A 20,215-nucleotide genomic window follows, 5' to 3' on the forward strand; every position below is an offset into this window, starting at 1 on the left:
ACAAAAACAAGCACTGGTGAAAACCAATCCATCACACCACAAGGCCCGGCTGGATGCAGGTATAGCGTCCAGCTTTTGCCTTTTTTTTCTACTCTACTGGGTCAGCAGCCTTACCTTGCAAGCGCAAACCCGGCTAGTGGTTGCTACTGATGGATCGGGGGATTTCCGTTCTATCCAGGCTGCTGTCAATAGTTTACCCTCCGAATCAACTAACTGGCGTGAAATTTTTGTCAAAAATGGCCAGTACCCAGAAAAAATTTTCATCGACAAAAACAAGATTCGCCTCAGCGGCGAATCTGCTACAGGTGTAGTCATCAGCATTTCTCTTCCACGCGACTGCTGGCGCTGCGAACACCCCGACGACTGGGGGGCAGCCACACTTAACATTAGGGCGCAGGACATTACCCTCCAAAACCTGAGTGTAATCAACACGTACGGCTTCAATGCCAAAGGCGACAGCACGATCAATTGCCCCAATGAAGGCAACAAGCCCAAAGTAGTGCACAAAGATGGGCATCAGTTTGCACTACGCACCATGCCCGGTTGTACCCGGCTCTCGGTGATTGGCTGCGTATTCCGCGCATTTGGCGGAGATACGGTGAGTCCCTGGGATGTTGATCAGGGTATGTATTATTTCCGGGATTGTGTGATGGAAGGTGGTGTAGATTTTTATTGCCCCCGAGGTTGGGCATATGCCGAAAATTGTCAGTTTATTTGCCATAACCTTAGTGCCGCTATTTGGCACGATGGATCCTTACACGAAAGTTCAAAAACGGTGCTCAAAAACTGCAATTTTCAAGGCGACCCTGGCTTCAAGCTAGGACGTTTTCACCGTGAATCGCAGTTTTATTTGCTCAATTGTCGATTCGCCAGGGAAATGGCCGATGCCGACATTTACTGGGCGCAATCTGGCCCGGGCACTCCCCTTTGGGGCCGCCGGGTGTACTACTATCGCTGCAAACGCAATGGTGGGGATTATGCCTGGCACAAGGACAATTTAAAGGCAGGCGTGAAAGCCAAGGCCATCACCATAGATTGGACTTTTGAAGGAAAATGGACGCCTCCGGGCACACTTGTAAAGACGCACGGCCGTGCGTCTCTACAGTCAAATAAAACTCAATTAAAATGAACCATCTTCCCACTTTTGGGCTACAATACATGCTGGACGAAAACATTCCCTGGGAACAAGTGGAACCTGGAGTAAAGCGTAAGGTCCTTTCTTTTGATGAACGGATTATGATGGTTAAAGTAGCATTTGATGCCGGAGGAGTTGGTGCCTTGCACCATCACCACCATACTCAAATCAGCTATGTTGCGGAAGGGGTATTCGAAATCAGCATCGGGGCGGAGAAAAAAATCTTGCGCCAGGGTGACGGTTACTACATTCCACCCAATGAAATTCACGGTGCCCTTTGTTTGGAAGCAGGCATTTTAGTGGATGTTTTTTCACCAATTCGGGAAGATTTTATTCAGGACAAATGAAAACCACAAGCATGGAATACTTATCCCACCAATTGATGTCTGCTCAAAATGGCCAAAGTATTGCCCATCAAGAAAGGGCAGCTTTGCCTGAAAAGGTGTTGCAATTTGGCACCGGGGTGTTGTTGCGCGGCTTACCAGACTTTTTGATCGAAATGGCCAATCGCCAGGGAATCTTTCAGGGACGGATTGTCGTGGTAAAATCAACCAGTTCGGGCGATACCGCAGCCTTTGATCAACAGGACAATCTGTATACCGTTTGTATCCGGGGGATCCAGGATGCCCAACAAGTAGAACAAAATCTGGTGTGTAGCTCCATCAGCCGGGTATTGACCGCCAGCACTCAATGGGATGAAGTCTTGGCTTGTGCCCATAATCCTGAGCTCAGTGTGGTGATTTCCAATACCACTGAGGTCGGAATCAAATTGGTCAAGGAAGACATTCACCAAAGTCCGCCCAGCTCCTTCCCAGCCAAATTGTTGGCTTTTTTGTATGCACGTTATCAAGCATTTGCAGGAGATCCTGAAAAAGGATTGATCATCGCCCCTACCGAATTGATTCCCGACAATGGGGACAAACTGGAGCGAATTCTGCTGGAACTGGCTCACCTCAACAACCTGGAAGCCGAGTTCATCGATTGGATGGAACAGCACAACCATTGTTGCAATACCCTTGTAGATCGCATTGTACCCGGCACACCTGCTCCTGCGGCAAAGGCAAACATTGAGGCCCAATTGGGGTACCAGGACGATCTGCTGATCATGTCGGAAGTATACGCCCTTTGGGCCATCGAGGGCGATGAAGCGGTCAAGGCCAAATTCCCCTTACACTTGGCCCACGAAGGGGTAATCATCGCCCCAGATATCAATCCTTATCGGGAACTCAAACTACGCATCCTCAACGGCGGACATACCTTTTCCTGCGGCCTGGCCTACCTTTGTGGATTCAACACGGTGGTAGAAGCCATGAATCAAGAAATGTTCACTCACTTCATCGAGCATTTGTTGCTGGACGAAATCGCCCACAGCATCCCGGCACCGCTTACCCTGGCTGAAGCGCGTGATTTTGCCAAAAAAGTACTCGACCGCTTTCGCAATCCCTTCATCGAGCACAAATGGTTGAGCATCACCATGCAATACAGCTCCAAGATGCAAATGCGCAATGTGCCCACTTTACTGCGTTATTATGATGTCGTAGGTACGGTTCCTGAACACATGGCGTTGGGGTTTGCAGCTTACCTCTTGTTCATGCGCGCCACCAAAACCGAAGATGGTCGCTTTTATGGTCGCCGCGAAAATGAAGATTACCTGATTCAGGATGATCAAGCTGCCTATTTTTATACCATGTGGCAAAATTTTGCTCCCCGAGCATTGGTTAGTGCAGTTTTGAAGAACGAAGACCTCTGGGGATGCGATTTGAGTCAACTGGCCGGTTTTGAAGAAAAAGTAGCTTTTCAGCTCGAATCCATGCAAGATCAGGGACTTTGCAGTACCTTAGTAGTGGGGGCAAAAACAAATGTTCATTTTTATTGAGCCACAGGATTAAATAAGACACTTGAAATGAATCGTTTACTTATTTAATCCTGTGGCAAAATGAACATTTATTTTTTTATCGCCCCTTGGAGGCCTTTTTACAAGTAGTACAATCATGAAAAACCGGATACTCAAGGTTCATCCCAATGACAATGTGATTGTTGCCCTCAGTGATCTGAAGGCGGGTGAAACCGTACAATTGGGCGGCGAGACTTTCACCATTTTGGAAGACGTTGCTGCCAAGCACAAATTTGCCACCGCCGACCTGGGAGAAGGCGACGAAGTCACCATGTATGGGGTATTGGTGGGCAAAGCCCAAAAGCCCATCTTTCGTGGAGGGTTGATCAGCACGGCTAACCTGAAACACGCCGCTGGGACTTACCAACTGGGCGAACAAAGGAAAGACTGGCCTGTACCCAACGTGAACGGCTTTAGTGGCCGGACCTTCCAGGGCTACCACCGTGCCGATGGCAAAGTGGGTACAGCCAACTACTGGGTGGTAATTCCACTGGTCTTTTGTGAGAACCGCAACCTCGAAGTCTTGCGCGAAGCCTTGGTAGACGACCTCGGTTACGGCCGCTCCCATACCTACCAGCGCCAAACCCGCGAGTTGGTGAGTTTGATGCGGGCGGGTAAAACGGTGGAAGAAATTTTGCAAGCCGATATCGATGTTGAAACAGCTACGCTGGAAAAAAACCAACGCCTTTTCTCCAATGTGGATGGGGTCAAGTTCCTGATTCACGATGGCGGTTGTGGTGGCACCCGGCAAGATGCGCAGGCGCTCTGTGGTCTGCTGGCGGGTTACATTGTACATCCCAATGTGGCGGGCGCAACGGTATTGAGTCTGGGCTGCCAAAATGCACAGGTTTCCATGCTCAAAGAAGAGCTGGCCAAGCGGGATCCAAACCTGCAAAAGCCAGTCTACGTTTTTGAACAACAAACCATGGGTACTGAATCAGCGCTGATCAGTGCTGCGCTCAAAAAAACCTTTGCAGGCTTGATGCAAGCCAATACGCTGACCCGGCAACCTGCGCCTTTGAGCAAAATTTGTCTGGGCCTGGAGTGTGGCGGATCGGATGGGTTTTCGGGCATTTCCGCCAATCCTACGGTGGGCTATACTTCTGATTTGTTGGTCACCCTGGGTGGCTCGGTTATTCTTTCTGAGTTCCCGGAATTGTGTGGCGTAGAGCAAGAACTCTGCGACCGCTGCGTAGATGCGCCAACCGCTGAACGTTTTTCCACCCTCATGTCGACTTACAATGACCGCGCCAAGGCCGTAGGCTCTGGTTTTGACATGAATCCTTCCCCTGGCAACATCAAGGACGGCCTGATCACCGACGCCATCAAATCGGCCGGTGCGGCTAAAAAAGGTGGAACCTCCCCGGTGACTGCGGTATTGGACTACCCGGAAATGGTCACCAAACCGGGGCTCAACTTGCTTTGCACACCCGGCAATGATGTAGAATCAACCACCGCTGAAGTTGGTTCAGGTGCCAATGTAGTGGTCTTCACTACTGGCCTGGGAACCCCGACTGGCAATCCGATTGCTCCAGTCATCAAAATTGCGACCAATACAGCGCTGGCAAAACGGATGCCCGATATCATCGATTTCAACACAGGAACCATCATAGAAGGAGAAGAAACGATCGAGGAGTCAGGGGAACGACTCCTGGAATACGTCATAGCTGTGGCCAGCGGCGAAATTGAAGTTGCTGCCGTTCGGCACGGACAAGATGATTTTATTCCCTGGAAACGGGGAGTCTCTTTGTAAAGGTTGAGGAGTTGAGGAGTTGAGAAGTTTAGCATTGCTAGTACTTAAGTCGCTGCGGCAGCCTCAACTTCTCAACTTCTCAACTCCTAAACTATATTCAAACACATGAGCACCTTAACTACTACCCAAACCTTCCTCACCGAGGATTTCCTGCTGCAAAGTGAGTCAGCACGGCTACTCTACCATGAGTACGCTCGGGAGATGCCCATTATCGACTACCACAACCATTTGCCACCACAGGAAATAGCCGAAGACAAAATTTTTGACAACCTCAGCCAGGCCTGGTTGTACGGCGATCACTACAAGTGGCGGGCCATGCGCACCAACGGCGTAGCTGAAGGGTATTGCACGGGCGATAAATCCGATTACGAAAAATTTGAGCAGTGGGCTGCTACTGTACCCTATACCTTACGCAATCCGCTTTATCACTGGACCCACCTCGAACTCAAGCGTTACTTCGACGTAGACGACTTGCTTTCACCTAACACTGCGCGAGCCATTTACGAAGAATGTAGCGCCAAGTTGCGTACGCCGGAATACTCCGTGCGCAAGCTATTGAGCAAAATGAACGTCAAGGTGCTCTGCACGACCGATGATCCGGTGGACAGCCTGGAGTTTCACGGCCAGATTGCCCAAAGTGGTTTCGATGTACGGGTATTGCCCGCCTTCCGCCCCGATAAGGCGATGGCAGTAGACAATCCTGAGACTTTTAACCAATACGTAGCGCGTCTGGAAAAAGCCGCCGATACCTCTATCGATAATTTTAACCATTTTCTGGATGCCCTGAAAAAGCGGCACGACTTTTTCGCCAGCATGGGTGCACAGGTATCCGATCATGGCCTGGAGCAGATTTATGCCGAGGATTACACCGAAGCCGAGATCAAAACGATTTTCACCAAAATTCGCGATGGCCATTCGTTAGAGCAAAGTGAAATACTGAAGTTCAAATCGGCGATGCTGGTGTATTTTGGCATTTGGGACTGGGAGAAAAACTGGACACAACAATACCACCTGGGCGCTCTGCGCAACAACAACTCGCGCATGCTGCGTCAATTGGGCCCGGATACCGGCTGGGATTCCATCGGCGATTTCCCGCAAGCCCGCGCCTTGTCCAAGTTTTTGGACCGACTGGACAGCAACAACCAATTGGCCAAAACCATTTTGTACAACCTCAATCCCAACGACAATGAACTGATGGCCACCATGACGGGCAACTTCAACGACGGTTCAATTGCGGGCAAAGTCCAGTTTGGATCAGGTTGGTGGTTTATGGATCAAAAAGACGGGATGGAGCGGCAAATGAATGCACTTTCCAACATGGGGCTTCTCAGCAAATTTGTGGGGATGTTGACAGATTCACGCAGCTTCCTCTCCTACCCTCGCCACGAGTACTTCCGCCGCATTTTGTGTAATCTATTCGGCCAGGACATCGAAAATGGTGAACTGCCCCGCGATTACGAGTGGATTGGCAAAGTGATCCAGGACATCAGCTACAACAACGCGAAAAATTACTTTGGATTCTAATGAAACGAGTCGTCACCTTTGGAGAGATCATGATGCGCCTGCATACGCCAGGCCATCAACGTTTTTTACAGGCCCGTAGCCTGGAAGTCACTTATGGCGGAGGGGAAGCCAACGTAGCGGTAGCCCTGGCCCAATTGGGGGTGCCGAGCCGCCACGTCACCTGTTTTCCCGACAATGATTTAGGGCGCGCTGCCAGCGCTTTTTTTCGCCAACACGGTGTCGATTTTGACCGCACAGTATACCAAAAAGACCAACGTCTGGGATTGTACTTTTTGGAGGTGGGCGCAGGAATGCGCCCTTCGCGCATCATTTACGATCGGTACGACAGCGCTTTTGCCAATATGGATCCAGCTGCTTTTGATTGGGAAGACTTGTTGGCTGACGCCTGTTGGTTTCACTGGACGGGGATCACACCTGCTATTTCGGACAATGCCGCAAAAGCTTGCCTACAAGCATTGGAGACCGCAAGCCGCCTGGGCATCCCGGTCAGCGCCGACGTGAATTATCGTCGCAACCTCTGGCAATACGGCAAAACCGTGCAAGAAGTGATGCCCGCCCTGGTCGAGCACTGCGACGTGATGGTATGCACCGAAGGGGATGCCAAGGACATTTTTGGGATGGATACCAATGGCTTCCAAGACATGGCTGAACAAATGCTGGCGCGTTTTCCCAATGCTCAAAGCATCATTGCTACCCGCCGCGATACACTGAGTGCCAGCCACAACCGCTTGACAGGAATTGGTTTTTCCCATAAAGCAGGCTACCAAGAAACCGAAACTTACGACATCAATCCCATTGTGGACCGCATCGGTGGAGGTGACTCCTTCCTGGCTGGTTACATTTATGGTCGTTTAAATTTGTCCAACGAACTCGATGCCCTCAGCTTTGGCACTGCGGCTTCTGCACTCAAACATCTGGTGGAAGGCGATTTTGCCCAACATTCGGTGGCGGAGGTGGAGCAGATTCTGGCTGGGGATGTTTCGGGAAGATTGTTAAGATAATGGTTGAGAGGGTTGAGAAGTTGAGGGGTTGAGAAGTTGAGGCTACCGCGAGCGACTTAGACAAGGACATTGTCAAAATCGCTCGCGGTAGCCTCAACCTTCTCAACTCCTCAACTCCTCAACTCCCTCAACTCCTCAACAAAATAAAATGCCAAGATTTACACCTCAACAAATACTATCCAAACTAGAGGATTCCCCCGTGGTACCCCTCTTTTTTCATGCCGATGCCAGCCATGCCCAAAAGCTGTTGGATGCCTGCTACGCGGGTGGTTTACGTGCTTTTGAGTTCACCAATCGGGGGGCCAGCGCCCCTGCTACCTTTGCTCAATTGAGCAAACATGTAGAGGCAAACTTGCCCGATCTGGCCCTGGGAATTGGTACCATCTACCGCCCCGAGGAAGCCGAACAGTTTTTGGACCTCGGTGCCGATTTTATCATTCAACCCATCATCACGCCAGCCGTAGGTGAGGTATGCCAGGAACGCAACGTAGCCTGGATGCCCGGCGCCCTTACACCCAACGAAGTCTACCAGGCGGAAAGCCTGGGCGCTACGGTGGTAAAAATATTCCCTGGCGATGCCGTAGGACCAGGTTACATCAAAGCTTTGAGGGGTCCGATGCCCAAGGTAAAATTAATGGTTACCGGCGGGGTACAGCCGAATGAGGCCAACTTGCGGGAATGGTTTGGTGCGGGCGTCAACTTTGTGGGGATTGGATCACAACTGATCAAAAAAGCAGACGAGCTCGGCATCGAGGGATTCACAAAACATATTGCGGAACTGGTGCAGATAGTTACGAAGTTGCGTAGTTGAGAGGTTGAGGAGTTGAGGCTACCGCGAGCGATATTGACAATGTCCTTGTCTAAGTCGCTCGCGGTAGCCTCAACTTCTCAACTTCTCAACCTTCTCAACCTCCCTTAACATCCTCAACTTAAAAAACCTACATCATGAGTACAAATACAATTGGAAAATACCGGTGGACGATCTGTGCACTGCTTTTTTTTGCCACCACGGTCAATTATCTTGATCGGCAAGTCCTCAGTTTGTTGCAACCTACACTGGCGGAAACCTACGGATGGACCAACGTTGATTACGCCAACATCACCTCGGTTTTTCAATTTGTATACGCCATCTCGATGTTGTTTGCGGGCCGAATCATCGATCGCTTGGGGACCAAAAGTGGTTACACCTGGGCCATCATCATTTGGTCACTTGGAGCCATTTTGCATGCTTTGGCGATTCCATTGGGTGAAGCAACGGCTGCCGTATTGGGCCTGTTCGGGATCGGAGCGGTTTCGGTTTCAATTGCCGGTTTTATGGTTTCCAGAGCGGTTTTGGGCTTTGGAGAAGCGGGCAACTTTCCAGCAGCGATCAAAGCGACAGCGGAGTATTTCCCCAAAAAGGAACGCGCATTCGCAACGGGAATTTTCAACTCTGGTACCAACGTTGGTGCTATTTTGGCGCCCTTGTCCGTACCCTATATCGCTGAAGCATGGGGCTGGCAAACGGCCTTTGTCCTGATTGGTGCGGTAGGCTTTTTGTGGTTGATTTTCTGGTGGATGTACTACGAAAAACCAGAAGACCAAAAACGCCTTTCCAAAGAAGAATTCGAATACATCCATAGCGATAAAGAACAAGAATCGGTAGGCGCGCAGGAAAAAGTGGCCTGGATGAAACTCTTGGGCTATCGCCAAACCTGGGCTTTTGCCTTTGGTAAATTTATGACCGATGGCGTTTGGTGGTTCTTCCTCTTCTGGTTACCCGCTTATTTGAAAGCGCAATACGACATGGAAAAAACGGAAATCGCTCTTCCTCTAACGGTCTTATACAGCATGACCATGTTTGGTAGCATTGGTGGCGGTGCATTTCCGATGTATTTCATCAACAAGGGTTATGCTCCCTACGATGGGCGGATGCGGGCGATGTTTTTAATCGCTTTGATTCCATTGGTAGTCTTGTTGGCGCAACCTCTGGGCGGGATCAGTTTCTGGATCCCAGTTCTGCTGATTGGCGTTGGTGCTTCCGCGCACCAGGCCTGGAGTGCCAATATTTTCACCACCGTTTCGGACATGTTCCCCAAAAAGGCGGTGGCTTCAGTAGTGGGTATTGGGGGTATGGCCGGTGGTTTGGGAGGCGTTTTTGTCTCTAAAGTAGCTGGTGCTTTGTTTGACCATTACAAAGAATTAGGCCACATTCAAACCGGGTACTCCATCATGTTTGGTTTTTGTGCAATAGCTTATGTGATTGCCTGGACCGTGATGAAGAGTTTGGTGCCAAAGTATAAGTTGATTACGGATTTGTAGTTAAATCCGCACAAAGTTTGACATTTTGCGTTTTGGGTTGTAGGTTGTGAATAAGAATGTAAAATTGTTCTAAATGACCTTCTCGCCAAAACGCAAAATGTTATGACCGACCTTCTCCCACAAATTGACGACATCCGTAGTTTGGAGAATAAACTACAGCAACAAAAAGCGCCGCACCAGCGCTTGATTTTGCTGGATCGGTTATTGGCCTATTATACCTATACCAACCCACAACGCGCCAAAACCTACCTGGCAGAACAAGGGGCACTGATCAAATCGTACCCGAACCCCGATGTTGAATTAAATTTTCACCTCTATTCGGCCATTGTTGAGAACCAATTGTACAACTACAGCAGTTCTCACGCTCATTTCACCCAATTACTCGATCTGGTAGAAGAATGCGGCGACGTCAAACAACAGGCTGAAGTATACATCGATTTTGCAGGAACCTGCATCAACATGCAGAACATGGATCAGGCCCTCTCCTATTTGGACAAGGCGGGCAAACTCTTGCGGGCCTTCCCCGACGAGCGGCTCCGTGCCCGGCATACAGCCCGCGAAGGTTTTGTACAATTGCATTTCGCCAACTATTCCCGGGCCATCGAGTTACTCATGGAGTCCGATAAAAAAATCACTGAGTTTGGTAGCTACATCAACCTCAAAGACTACCATTTTCTCATTTTGATCCATACGGGTTTAGGGACCATTTATGAGCGCAACGACGATCAGGAAAAAAGTGTAGAAGCCTACCTTAAAGCCGTAGAAATTGCCGAGGCCACCGAAATGCGCAGCCGCCTTTCCTGGAATTACCTCAATGTGGGCAATGGCTTTATGGCCCTTAACAACCTCGAAAGTGCTGAGTATTATTTTCAAAAAGCCATCGAAACCCACGAAGATGTCAATCCTTACGCAAAAGCCAGTGCCACTGCCAATGTAGGGTACTGCAAATTGCAGCACAAGGACTATGAGAGCGCCCTGAAGTTGTTCAAAAAAGCGGAAAGTCAGTTCAAGGGCATGTCAGCGGAATCTCTTGAAAATTTTGCCCTGATCGAATCCTGGCGAGGCCTAGCTTATGGTGCTCTTGGCAAAGCCAGCCAAGCTGAAAAACATTTCTCCAAGGCGCTTATTTTGGCCGATGAAGCCAATGATTTCAAACGATTGTCTAGCATTTACAAAGATATGGCGGGTTTTTTCGCGCTCTTAGGGCAGTACGAAAAAGCTTATGAACACCTCCTGGAACACAGTAAAAATGCGGAACTGTACCAGCAGGATGTCAATGAGCGCAAGCGGATGGAACTGGAGGTAAAATATGAAGCGGAAAAACAGCACAAAGAAGCAGAGTTACTTCGCCTGCAAGCGGCCAAGCTACAACTGAAGGCCTTGCGTGCCCAGATGAACCCCCACTTTTTGTTCAATGCCCTCAATTCAATCCAAAACTACATCACCTCCAATGAGGTCACCAACGCCGCCAAATACCTGGCCCGTTTTGCCAAGCTGATGCGGCAAAGTTTGGAATATTCCGATCTGGAAGTGGTATCCCTGGAAAAAGAGATCGCTTTTTTGAGCGATTACCTGTACATCAATGAAAAACTGCGCTTTGAAGATCGGCTCAGCTACAAAATCATCGTGGATGATGAAATAGAAGAAGACATCACCGGGGTACCTACGATGATTGTACAACCTTACGTGGAAAATGCCATCGAGCATGGCCTGCGCAACAAGGAATCGGGCAACATCCGGGTGGATTTTTCACTGTACAATGAAGATACCATCCTTTGTGTAGTGGAAGACGACGGCATTGGCCGCGATAAAGCCCGGCAAATGCACCTCAACGACGGGCGCTACAAGAACCACCGCTCCAGAGGCACGGCCATCACCGAGCAGCGTTTGCAACTTTTGTACAACTCACGCGAGAAGAAGGTCTATGTGCACACCATCGACTTACGGGATGAAGAAACCGGTGAGGCCTTGGGTACCAGGGTAGAGATAAAAATTCCGATTATTGATGTGCATACGCGATAACAATCAGCAACGAGCAATCAGCTGTCAGCCAGTAGTTGTCGCCTAGCTGATCGCTCATAGCTGACTGCTGATCGCTATTTGATCGTTTCCATTTTCTTCGTCACTTCTTTCAAAGAGTCCTGTACATAGTGGGCTTCAAAGAATAAGGTCCCATCCTCTTCCCAACGGCGCATTGGGCCATCCATTTTTCCGTCTTTGAAGGTGATCAAAAACTGGGGTTGGCCATTGGGATAAAAAATAGTGTCCCCTCTTTGCTTTTTACCCCCTTCGTAGTATTGTACTTCTTTGAGTTTTCCATCCGGATAAAACAGCTCAGTACGCCCTACTTGAATGCCCTTTACAAATTGGCGTTTGACCTGAACAGCACCGGTCTTAGGGTAATATTCGAGCATTTCTCCTTCAATTTTGCCTTCTACCATGGTATAACGGCGCTTGATACTCCCATCCAGGTGTTTAAGGATATGCTCTTCGGCATTATTGGTGTTTTTGCAGGCAACGGTGGCCAAAAGCAAAACAAAGCCTAGCAAAGCGAGTATCGTGTTTCTGTGGAACTTCATGTGATAAAACCTTTATAGGATAAAAAAGGCTCTTGGTGAAGACCCCAGTTGCTTCCAACCAATGGTCAACGCCAAGAGCCCAGTGTTATTACAATTCTATTTGCTGGCGATTATTTGTTCCAAGGCAATTTGTTCACCTTGCGTGCTACACGGTAGCCCAGGTTAACGCCTTGCTCGCAGTCCATGCGGAAGTGTACACCAAGTGGAACCCGAGACCAGGCATTCTCTTCAGCCATTTCGTAGAAAGAGCCAAAGCTACGTGGGCGGCCTTCAAAGTCGCTGCGGTTTTCGTGGCAACGGTCGGTCATGGCATAATTGTAGCCAAAAACACTGGACAATGCCTCGGCACCAGCTGCACCCATGGTAGAGTGACCAGAAGGATATGCTGGGAATGGAGGGCTAAAGCCTTTGTCGCCGTTGGTTGGGTTGTCCAATGGTGGCTCCCATTTGCTGTCAATCACCCGCTTGATGTAAGATTCTGGGCGTTCTACGTTGTAATAGTATTTGGAGTGCCAGCAAGCTACAGCAGCATCATTCAGTGCCAATCCTACTTTTGCATCGCACAACAGGGCAGTTTCCAGGTCAACATCTTCTGCTTCGTACACCTGATTCGCAATAGCCATCCAGCGTGGGCCAGGGCTGAAAGTCAGGTTCAACAAATCGTCACTCCAGAATTCACCAATCCAGATGTTTTCATAAGGAGCATTCACCGTTTGTGCATAAACCTCCATGGCCTGGTTGAAAAATGCAGAGTTAGGAGACTCATTGTAAGCCAATGGTGGAGGACACAATTTGTCTGCTTCAGTGATCGCAAAAGCACGAGCACGGCCCCAGAATGGGAACATCGGTTGAGTTGGTCCGGGAACAGTTGGGCGCCAGTGACCAGGTTTGTTTTGGTAATCTGCCCAGTTGTACCCTTTGAATGGATCCAGATAAGCTTCGTGACCAGTTGCATCCGTAGCCGACCATGCCCACATAGCATCCGCTACCGCCTGACCATGTGCTACTGAACGCTTGTACACTGCTTCAGAAGTCTGAGTGCGGTACTTGCTTCCCAAGGCATTTTCCAGCGTAGTGATTTTTTCAAACAAAGGCTGGCTGGCGTTGCGGAAGAAGCGGCGAGTCAGGTTGGCACGCAGCGTATTTACCACAGCTGGCCAGTGGTACTCTTCATTGGCATCTGCTACTGGTAAGGTCAAGCCAGGATACTGAGAAGCAATGGATTTGTGGTCTTCCATACCTGGTGCACAGGCCTCATAAGAAGCTAAACCCATGTAAGCCAAGGCACGAGGTGCCGGGCCGGGCCGGTAACCCGCAGCGTAACGCTCAATTTCGAGGAATACTTCATTCCATTTGAAAGCTACTTCGTAGTCGTAGTCCGCTACCGTTTTTTCATCCAGTACCAGGACTTTGTCGTCGTCGTCATTGTCACAGGCAGTGAACAACACGCCCATCAAAAGCAGGGCGGGTAACATTTTTTTTAGAGTAGAAAGAATACCCATGGTTAAAAAAATTTGTGGTGTTAATGATGTTATAAATTTAAAATTAGATAGAGTTCTCCTGGCCTAATCTGGAACATGTTCCAAATTGGGTAAATTGAAGCACATAATGCCTTAATTGGTTTTTACTACAAGCAGTACAACCAAAGCAAAGTGCTGATTAGCTTAGCGTAATAAATTTTGGTGTGTAGATTTCTCAGATCAACCGAATGGACAAAAATAAAACAGTTAATAAGTCATCATACTGGGTGATTCGTTTTAACCACATCAACATGGATGTAGATTACAAATGAATTAATCAGAACAGTAAACTGAGCTGACAACTAGTTCAAAACGGCAGAATGTGAGTAAGCTATGGATAAATCATAGCTTGTGGTGAAGTATGTAGATTAGCCTATATAAAATGTACCTCAAATGATGATAGTACAAAACTCAGATCAAAATGAAATTGTACTTGTCGTCGCTAGGACATTTAGTACAGCACAAAAATACATGAAAAAAAATTAATGTCAAGTCTTAATGGAAAAAAATTAGCTTTTTTCTTTCATTTTTGAAGGATGTAACTGTTGCGAAAGATAGTTTTACTTTTAAGAAAAAAATGAGCACTTGTTTTTGCCCCACTACTAAGCCCGCACCTTGTAAACTGATTTTTAAATTATTGTCAAAAAACGGCAGCCAAGTTACTTACCATAAAATTCAATTTACTTTCGTGCAAAAAGACGATGCCATTAACCGCTTCAGTTGCCATCTTTAATGCCCCTTTAGAATCTTTCCAACTTGACATAGTAAGCATACCTGTACTTCAGCCTCAGGAAATCCTGGTACGCAATGAATACGCCACCCTCTGCCGCAGTGATTTGTTAACCTATTTGGGCAAGCGCAAAGAAAAGACGCCTACCTTACTTGGGCATGAAATTGTAGGGCGAATAGCGGCAATGGCTGGAGATGCACCAAAAAGTGACCTCCTAGGTCAAACACTCCAAGTAGGAGATCGGGTTACTTGGGCTATATTTGCCAGCGATCCCAACTCCCCTTTGGCCCAAGCGGGCCTGCCCCAAAAAGCGGATGACCTTTTTAAATACGGCCACGAAGCCATCACGCCTGAAAGCCATTTGCACGGAGGGTTGAGCGAGTACATTATTTTGCGCAAGTATACCCCCATCATCAAACTTGATGAATCCATTCCACTTCCAATTGTTACCATCATCAATTGTGCAGTGGCAACCGTAGCTGGTGCGCTGCGCTTGGCGGAAGATTTGCCTGGTAGAAACGTGCTCATCTCAGGCACGGGCATGTTGGGCATCATTGCCTGTGCCATGGCCAAAGCGAAGGGGGCAGCCAAAGTCATTGCCCTGGACATTAATCCCCAACGCCTGGAATTGGCCCGGCAGTTTGGGGCAGATTACACGCTAGTTATTCCAGGAGAACCTCAACATTTGGGTGCAGTAGCAGCGGAGCAATTGGGCCAACTGCCCATCCATACCATGATTGATTTCAGTGGAGCACCTGACGCGATAGAAAATGGACTCGAACTACTGGCTATTGCCGGCACCGCAATCTGGATCGGCTCTACTTATCCACAACGCAATGTACAGATCAATGCCGAGAAAGTCGTGAGAAAAATACTGACCATTAAAGGCTTGCACAATTACAATAGCCAGGATTTAATCACCGCTGTGGACTTCATCCAAAAACACCATAACATATACCCCTTCGAGCAATTGGTGCAAGGCGGCTTTACCCTGGATCAGGTGGACGCGGCTTTTCAGTATGCCATCGAAAACAATCCTTTCCGAGTCGGAATCACTTTATAAAAAAACACCTAAAATTTATGAATAAGATCAGCCTTGTAGTATTTGACTTGTCGGGCACCACCGTAAGCGACGACAATGCCGTAGCCAAAAGTTTGTACGAAGCAGCCCTGGAATTTGGCCTCAATGTCGACCTCGAAGACTTTGAAAAAACCATTGGCACCAATAAAATCCACCTGTACCAATTCATGATCGCCAAAAGCCAGGGCGAACCCGTACTGATTGAGAACCTCGAAAAATACCATTTCCCTGAGCATCTGAACCAGGCGATGGAGATTTTTGAACGCTACTCCGTCGTCATGGTCAACTACTACCGTCAGCAAGTACAAGCCATGCCGGGGGCCGAAGAGGTTTTTGCCTGGTGCCACGAGCAAGGCATTAAAGTAGTGACCGATACGGGCTTTCACCGGGATGTCAATACTGCGATTACGGATGGGCTAAAATGGGTGGAGCGGGGTCTGGTAGATTTGACCCTGGATGTGGAAAGCACCGGAGGCATTGGTCGCCCTTCCCCCTATTTGATCTACAAAGCCATGATGGACTTGGGGATTCAAAGCATCCACGAAGTGATCAAAATTGGCGATACCCCAGCTGATTTGCTATCGGGATACAATGCAGGTTGCAAAGGCAACATTGGCGTACTGAGTGGGGCCAACAGCCTGGAAACCCTGCAAAAATACCCCCACACCCATATTTTGCCCAGTGTACGTGAACTGCCCGAGCTCATCACTAGAGAATTCCACAAATAAACCCCTATGAGCCTCCAACCTACCCAATTGGCCAGTCCCAGCCGCGTTCAGCAATGGTTGATGCGCAACGATGGACTAGTGTTTATTCTTTTCAGCGGTGCTGCTGCATTCATCACCTACTGCAGCATGTACGCTTTTCGCAAACCCTTCACTGCGGCCACTTTTGAGGGATTAAACCTCTGGGGAATAGATTACAAAATTGTTTTGATCATTGCGCAAGCCATTGGTTACACTTTGTCCAAGTTTATGGGCATCAAGCTGGTGTCTGAGCTCACCGCCTCCCGACGGGTGAAAATCCTCATTTTGCTGATGGGTTTCGCCTGGCTGACCCTCCTCTTATTTGCCATTACCCCTTATCCTTACAATTTCGTCTGGATGTTTTTTAATGGCTTACCCCTGGGGATGATTTGGGGGGTGGTGTTTAGTTTTTTGGAGGGGCGACGCTTTACGGAGTTGCTAGGGGCTGCGATGGCTTCGAGTTTTATTGTTTCGTCGGGTTTTGTAAAAGCAGGCGGAAAAACTTTGATCGACAATTACGGCGTGGGCGATTTTTGGATGCCTTTTTTGACCGGGCTGCTTTTTGTGCCCTTACTTTTGTTGGGCATCTGGATGTTGCAACAGATTCCTCCCCCAAGTGCTGAAGACGAGCAACAACGCACCCGCCGGGTACCAATGACGAGCGCGCAGCGGCGGGCATTTTTCCTCGCTTTTGCACCGGGCATTGTCCTTTCTGTATTGATTTACATTGGATTGACCATTTTTAGAGACATCCGCGACAATTTTGCGGTGGAGCTGTGGGCGGATCTAGGCTATGCTGATGCTCCTGCCATTTTGGTACTGTCCGAAATTCCTGTGGCCATTGCGGTTTTGATCATCATTGGGTCCATGGTTTTTATCCGCAACAACAAAGTTGCTTTTTTTGCCAATCAAATAGCCATCCTGAGCGGTGGGTTGATTGTACTGGTGATGACTTATCTTTTTGTACAAAAAGCAGTTGATCCAGCCTTGTGGATGATCGTGATGGGCTTTGGGATGTATTTGCCTTACATTGGGTTTCACACCCTGCTGTTTGAGCGCTGGATCGCCTTGTTTCGCTACCAGAGTAACATTGGCTACCTTATGTATATCAGCGATGCTTTTGGGTATTTGGGCAGTATGGGGGTTTTGTTGTACAAAAATTTTGGGGCGCAAGAGATCAGTTGGTTGAATTTTTTTATCACTACGGCGATTGTGATGGGGAGTGTGACGGTGGTGCTGTCGGGATTAGCGATTGGGTATTTTTGGCGGAAGGAGCGGGGGGGTGCCAGCCTTGCGTAGTACATCAAAAAACATCCCGAATTTTTTCAGAAAGACTACCAAAGCGACATTTTTTTATCACAAAGGAAAAAAAGAGGACACAAAGGACACAAAGCGAAGCGTCGTCTACGTCTAACTTTGTGTCCTCTGTGCCTCTTTGTGTTTTCTTTGTGAAAATTATGTCGTTTGTGAATTATTTGAAAATTCGGGATGACTCATGTTTGTGAAATCTACTCCCTCTCCCCTTCTTCCATCCGTACAAAGGCGCTCCTTCTCGGCGCAGGCAATTCGGCTTGATCCCCTTTCAGCCCCTTCCACAATACCTCGTTGAACAGGCGGTCATCATTGAGGTCTACTTCCGCGAAGTTGAAGCCTTCGGAAATTTTTGCCCAGCGGCTGGCCAGGGTATTCACATCATCGAGGCTCACGGACAGTGGCATGGACTTGAATGGTGCCAAATTAGGCGTTGAGGTAAAGCTGCGGAACATGGGCATGGCCGCAGCATCGTATTGGCTCATCGGCGGCAATCCCAGGATCAGTTCCATCGTACGTAGCATCCCCGAAGTAGAATACATGGTGTGGTCTACGTAATTGCGCTTGGTGTAAGGGCTCACCACAAAAGCAATCGAGCGGTGGGCGTCCACATGATCAGGGCCATTTTGGGCATCGTCTTCCAGAACAAAAATGGCTGATTGGGCCCAGATGGCACTTTTGCTGATGTGCTCCACCAGCATTCCTACGGCCAAGTCATTGTCTGCTACGCAGGCATAAGGCGTTGGTCGGCCTACGGCCAAACCCTGGGTGTGATCGGCACCCAAACGGATGGTACTTAGGCTAGGTACAGCATTGATGGCCAACAGTGAATCAAAGTCGTGCTTCCATTGGGCGAATCGAGTGGTATCCCGCACTTTTTGGTTGTAGTACCCGGTGAATTTCGAGCATACGTGCGCATCGTCCAAGGCTGGAATATTGCCTTTTTTGTCATCGGCAAACACACCGTAGGTTCGGTAACTCACCCCTGCACGTTTACAAAAATCCCAAATGAACCCGTCTTTGTTGTTGGCAATTTGGCGACGCCCCATTCCTTCGGTTACACCTCCCCGGCGGCCATAGCCCGTGGGCCAGGTTTTTTCGAGGTAATCGTTGGCCAGGGCACCCATCGACCAATTATGGCCATCCGCACTGACCTCAGCATCCACGTAAAAATTATCCAGCAGCACAAACTCCCGGGCCAGCTTGTGTTGATTGGGTGTGTATTTTTCACCAAATAAACAGAGGCTAGTGTCGCCATTGCCGCCGGGCATATCGCCCAAAACCTGATCATAGGTGCGGTTTTCTTTCAGCACATAAAATACGTACTTAATTGGCGAGGCTGCACCTACCTTCATCGGGATTGGGTTGCCTACTTCGCCATCGGTTTGCAATTCTTTTTCCTTTTTATAAGGTGTGTTTTTGTAGACCTGGGCCGAATAAGCACTCATTGTGGCCGCATCAGGCAGGTCGATGATGCTCAGCGTACCTTTCATCAGGGCGCCGATGTATTGCAGTCGGTTGTTGGGCTGAGGAAATTCTCCTTGGTGCGATTCGGAGCGAACATTGCGCTGAACGGGCTGAGGGCCAAGTGGATTGGCAAAAGAACTGAAGCCTTTGCCATTGGCCACGTAAATCTTTTTGCCGACTACCCGTACACTCGTCGGATACCATCCTACTGGAATGAAACCCTTGGATTCACTGCGGCCCGGATGGCTTACATCAAATACGGCCAGGCAATTGTTGTCAGCATTGGCAATATAAAGCGTCTTTTCATTTTTGGACAAGGCCACACCGTTAGTCGTAGACCCCACTGGTGAATTGGCATACAAAGCGGCGTCGAGTACTTCTATTACTTTGCGTTGGGCTACGTCAAGCACCGAAACACTGTTATCGCCAGCATTGGCGACGAAAATCAAATTTCCTTTTTTATTCAAAATCAGCTCATTGGGATTATATGACACGGGCACTTCGGCTACAATTTTCCGACTATAGGTATCAAAATAGGCTACCTTTTTGCCGCCCCAAAGCGAGATGTAGAGCATTTTGGCATCAGGAGACAAGACACAGGTGTAGCCCTCATGCCTCAGATCGAGCTTTTGGACGGTAGCTTTTGTCTTCAAATCGAGGATGTACAAGGAGTTGTTTTCTTTGGTCACCAGATAAAGCAAGCCACGCTGATCATCTATATCGATGCCCACCGGGGAGATTTTCTCTGGCCAGGGTTTGCCCAGTACTAGGCTATCCTTTTGCAGCAATTGATCATTTTCGATGGCGTATTTGCGGATGCAGTTGTCGTTGCCCCCAGAGGCGTACAGGTACTTGCCATCTTTGCTGAATTTTAGCCCATAAAATGACTTGGGGATTTCAATATTCGACAAAACTTTTTCCCCGACTGGGTCAATGAGTTGCAAACTCTGCTTGCCCTGGCCATTGTTGGTGACGGCGATGCGTTGCTGATTGCCCGATACGGCAATATTTAAAGGCAAGTCGCCCACTTCCAACGAACGCCCGGCTGGGCTGAGCGACCAACCATTGGGTAGGGTGACAGTTGAGATGGTGTTTTGGGCAAAAAGGCCACCAATACTTAAAAACAGTACGAAGACGAACAGTTTTTTCATGATCATTAAAATTGCAACGCCG

Annotated in this window: 15 protein-coding genes; 12 read left to right on the top strand and 3 right to left on the bottom strand. The window is 48.7% G+C overall.

All coding sequences use genetic code 11. The annotated features are described in order from the left end of the window. Positions 1–16: 16 nt before the first annotated feature. From ACO08K_RS08105 to ACO08K_RS08145, 9 genes are all read left to right on the top strand, one after another. Positions 17–1,129, top strand: coding sequence for a pectinesterase family protein (locus ACO08K_RS08105; RefSeq protein WP_421795889.1), 1,113 nt, complete (start codon positions 17–19; stop codon positions 1,127–1,129). Beyond that, the gene (locus ACO08K_RS08110) at positions 1,126–1,482 is read left to right on the top strand and encodes a cupin domain-containing protein (protein ID WP_421795890.1); all 357 of its coding nucleotides are present in this window, start codon (positions 1,126–1,128) and stop codon (positions 1,480–1,482) included. The genes ACO08K_RS08105 and ACO08K_RS08110 overlap by 4 nt, the downstream gene beginning before the upstream one ends. An 11-nt stretch (positions 1,483–1,493) precedes the next feature. Then, a complete protein-coding gene (locus ACO08K_RS08115) occupies positions 1,494–3,011 on the top strand; it encodes a tagaturonate reductase (RefSeq protein ID WP_421795891.1) in 1,518 nt (505 codons plus the stop codon). A gap of 115 nt (positions 3,012–3,126) precedes the next feature. Then, entirely contained in the window at positions 3,127–4,782 is a 1,656-nt protein-coding gene (locus ACO08K_RS08120) for a UxaA family hydrolase (protein ID WP_421795892.1), read from the top strand. Positions 4,783–4,887: 105 nt separating this feature from the next. Further along, positions 4,888–6,306 carry a glucuronate isomerase gene (uxaC, locus tag ACO08K_RS08125; protein ID WP_421795893.1) on the top strand — a complete coding sequence of 473 codons (1,419 nt, stop codon included), beginning with the start codon at positions 4,888–4,890 and terminating at the stop codon, positions 6,304–6,306. Continuing rightward, the gene (locus ACO08K_RS08130; protein WP_421795894.1) at positions 6,306–7,307 is read left to right on the top strand and encodes a PfkB family carbohydrate kinase; all 1,002 of its coding nucleotides are present in this window, start codon (positions 6,306–6,308) and stop codon (positions 7,305–7,307) included. Before uxaC ends, ACO08K_RS08130 begins: the two co-directional genes overlap by 1 nt. Positions 7,308–7,455: 148 nt before the next feature. Beyond that, positions 7,456–8,118 carry a bifunctional 4-hydroxy-2-oxoglutarate aldolase/2-dehydro-3-deoxy-phosphogluconate aldolase gene (locus ACO08K_RS08135; protein ID WP_421795895.1) on the top strand — a complete coding sequence of 221 codons (663 nt, stop codon included), beginning with the start codon at positions 7,456–7,458 and terminating at the stop codon, positions 8,116–8,118. 134 nt (positions 8,119–8,252) lie between these two features. Further along, positions 8,253–9,608, top strand: coding sequence for an MFS transporter (locus tag ACO08K_RS08140; protein WP_421795896.1), 1,356 nt, complete (start codon positions 8,253–8,255; stop codon positions 9,606–9,608). Between the two features lie 102 nt (positions 9,609–9,710). Continuing rightward, positions 9,711–11,630: a histidine kinase gene (locus ACO08K_RS08145; RefSeq protein ID WP_421795897.1), complete on the top strand. Its 1,920-nt coding sequence runs from the start codon at positions 9,711–9,713 to the stop codon at positions 11,628–11,630. A gap of 74 nt (positions 11,631–11,704) precedes the next feature. Here ACO08K_RS08145 and ACO08K_RS08150 read toward each other — a convergent pair whose 3' ends face one another. Then, positions 11,705–12,187: a toxin-antitoxin system YwqK family antitoxin gene (locus tag ACO08K_RS08150; protein ID WP_421795898.1), complete on the bottom strand. Its 483-nt coding sequence runs from the start codon at positions 12,185–12,187 to the stop codon at positions 11,705–11,707. Positions 12,188–12,297: 110 nt separating this feature from the next. Beyond that, positions 12,298–13,689, bottom strand: a complete 1,392-nt coding sequence (locus ACO08K_RS08155; protein WP_421795899.1) for a vanadium-dependent haloperoxidase — start codon at positions 13,687–13,689, stop codon at positions 12,298–12,300. Between the two features lie 719 nt (positions 13,690–14,408). Between ACO08K_RS08155 and ACO08K_RS08160 the strand changes: the two genes are divergently transcribed. From ACO08K_RS08160 to ACO08K_RS08170, 3 genes are read left to right on the top strand one after another with little or no spacing between them, the layout of a single operon-like run. After that, positions 14,409–15,500 carry a zinc-binding dehydrogenase gene (locus ACO08K_RS08160; RefSeq protein ID WP_421795900.1) on the top strand — a complete coding sequence of 364 codons (1,092 nt, stop codon included), beginning with the start codon at positions 14,409–14,411 and terminating at the stop codon, positions 15,498–15,500. 17 nt (positions 15,501–15,517) lie between these two features. Further along, positions 15,518–16,246, top strand: coding sequence for an HAD family hydrolase (locus tag ACO08K_RS08165; protein WP_421795901.1), 729 nt, complete (start codon positions 15,518–15,520; stop codon positions 16,244–16,246). A gap of 6 nt (positions 16,247–16,252) precedes the next feature. Then, positions 16,253–17,563, top strand: coding sequence for a DUF5690 family protein (locus tag ACO08K_RS08170; RefSeq protein ID WP_421795902.1), 1,311 nt, complete (start codon positions 16,253–16,255; stop codon positions 17,561–17,563). Positions 17,564–17,772: 209 nt separating this feature from the next. Here the strand turns inward: ACO08K_RS08170 and ACO08K_RS08175 are convergent, their stop codons facing one another. Next, positions 17,773–20,193: an alkaline phosphatase family protein gene (locus ACO08K_RS08175; protein WP_421795903.1), complete on the bottom strand. Its 2,421-nt coding sequence runs from the start codon at positions 20,191–20,193 to the stop codon at positions 17,773–17,775. Between the last annotated feature and the right edge of the window lie 22 nt (positions 20,194–20,215).

Origin of the sequence: Haliscomenobacter sp., assembly GCF_965225875.1 — a bacterium.
In the GTDB taxonomy this organism is placed as follows: Bacteria; Bacteroidota; Bacteroidia; order Chitinophagales; family Saprospiraceae; genus Haliscomenobacter.

Coding starts and splice junctions, on each gene's coding strand:
- ACO08K_RS08110 (WP_421795890.1), top strand. CDS start 1,126: ATGAACCATCTTCCCACTTTTGGGCTACAATACATGCTGGACGAAAAC.
- ACO08K_RS08115 (WP_421795891.1), top strand. CDS start 1,494: ATGGAATACTTATCCCACCAATTGATGTCTGCTCAAAATGGCCAAAGT.
- ACO08K_RS08120 (WP_421795892.1), top strand. CDS start 3,127: ATGAAAAACCGGATACTCAAGGTTCATCCCAATGACAATGTGATTGTT.
- uxaC (WP_421795893.1), top strand. CDS start 4,888: ATGAGCACCTTAACTACTACCCAAACCTTCCTCACCGAGGATTTCCTG.
- ACO08K_RS08130 (WP_421795894.1), top strand. CDS start 6,306: ATGAAACGAGTCGTCACCTTTGGAGAGATCATGATGCGCCTGCATACG.
- ACO08K_RS08135 (WP_421795895.1), top strand. CDS start 7,456: ATGCCAAGATTTACACCTCAACAAATACTATCCAAACTAGAGGATTCC.
- ACO08K_RS08140 (WP_421795896.1), top strand. CDS start 8,253: ATGAGTACAAATACAATTGGAAAATACCGGTGGACGATCTGTGCACTG.
- ACO08K_RS08145 (WP_421795897.1), top strand. CDS start 9,711: ATGACCGACCTTCTCCCACAAATTGACGACATCCGTAGTTTGGAGAAT.
- ACO08K_RS08150 (WP_421795898.1), bottom strand. CDS start 12,187: ATGAAGTTCCACAGAAACACGATACTCGCTTTGCTAGGCTTTGTTTTG.
- ACO08K_RS08155 (WP_421795899.1), bottom strand. CDS start 13,689: ATGGGTATTCTTTCTACTCTAAAAAAAATGTTACCCGCCCTGCTTTTG.
- ACO08K_RS08160 (WP_421795900.1), top strand. CDS start 14,409: ATGCCATTAACCGCTTCAGTTGCCATCTTTAATGCCCCTTTAGAATCT.
- ACO08K_RS08165 (WP_421795901.1), top strand. CDS start 15,518: ATGAATAAGATCAGCCTTGTAGTATTTGACTTGTCGGGCACCACCGTA.
- ACO08K_RS08170 (WP_421795902.1), top strand. CDS start 16,253: ATGAGCCTCCAACCTACCCAATTGGCCAGTCCCAGCCGCGTTCAGCAA.
- ACO08K_RS08175 (WP_421795903.1), bottom strand. CDS start 20,193: ATGAAAAAACTGTTCGTCTTCGTACTGTTTTTAAGTATTGGTGGCCTT.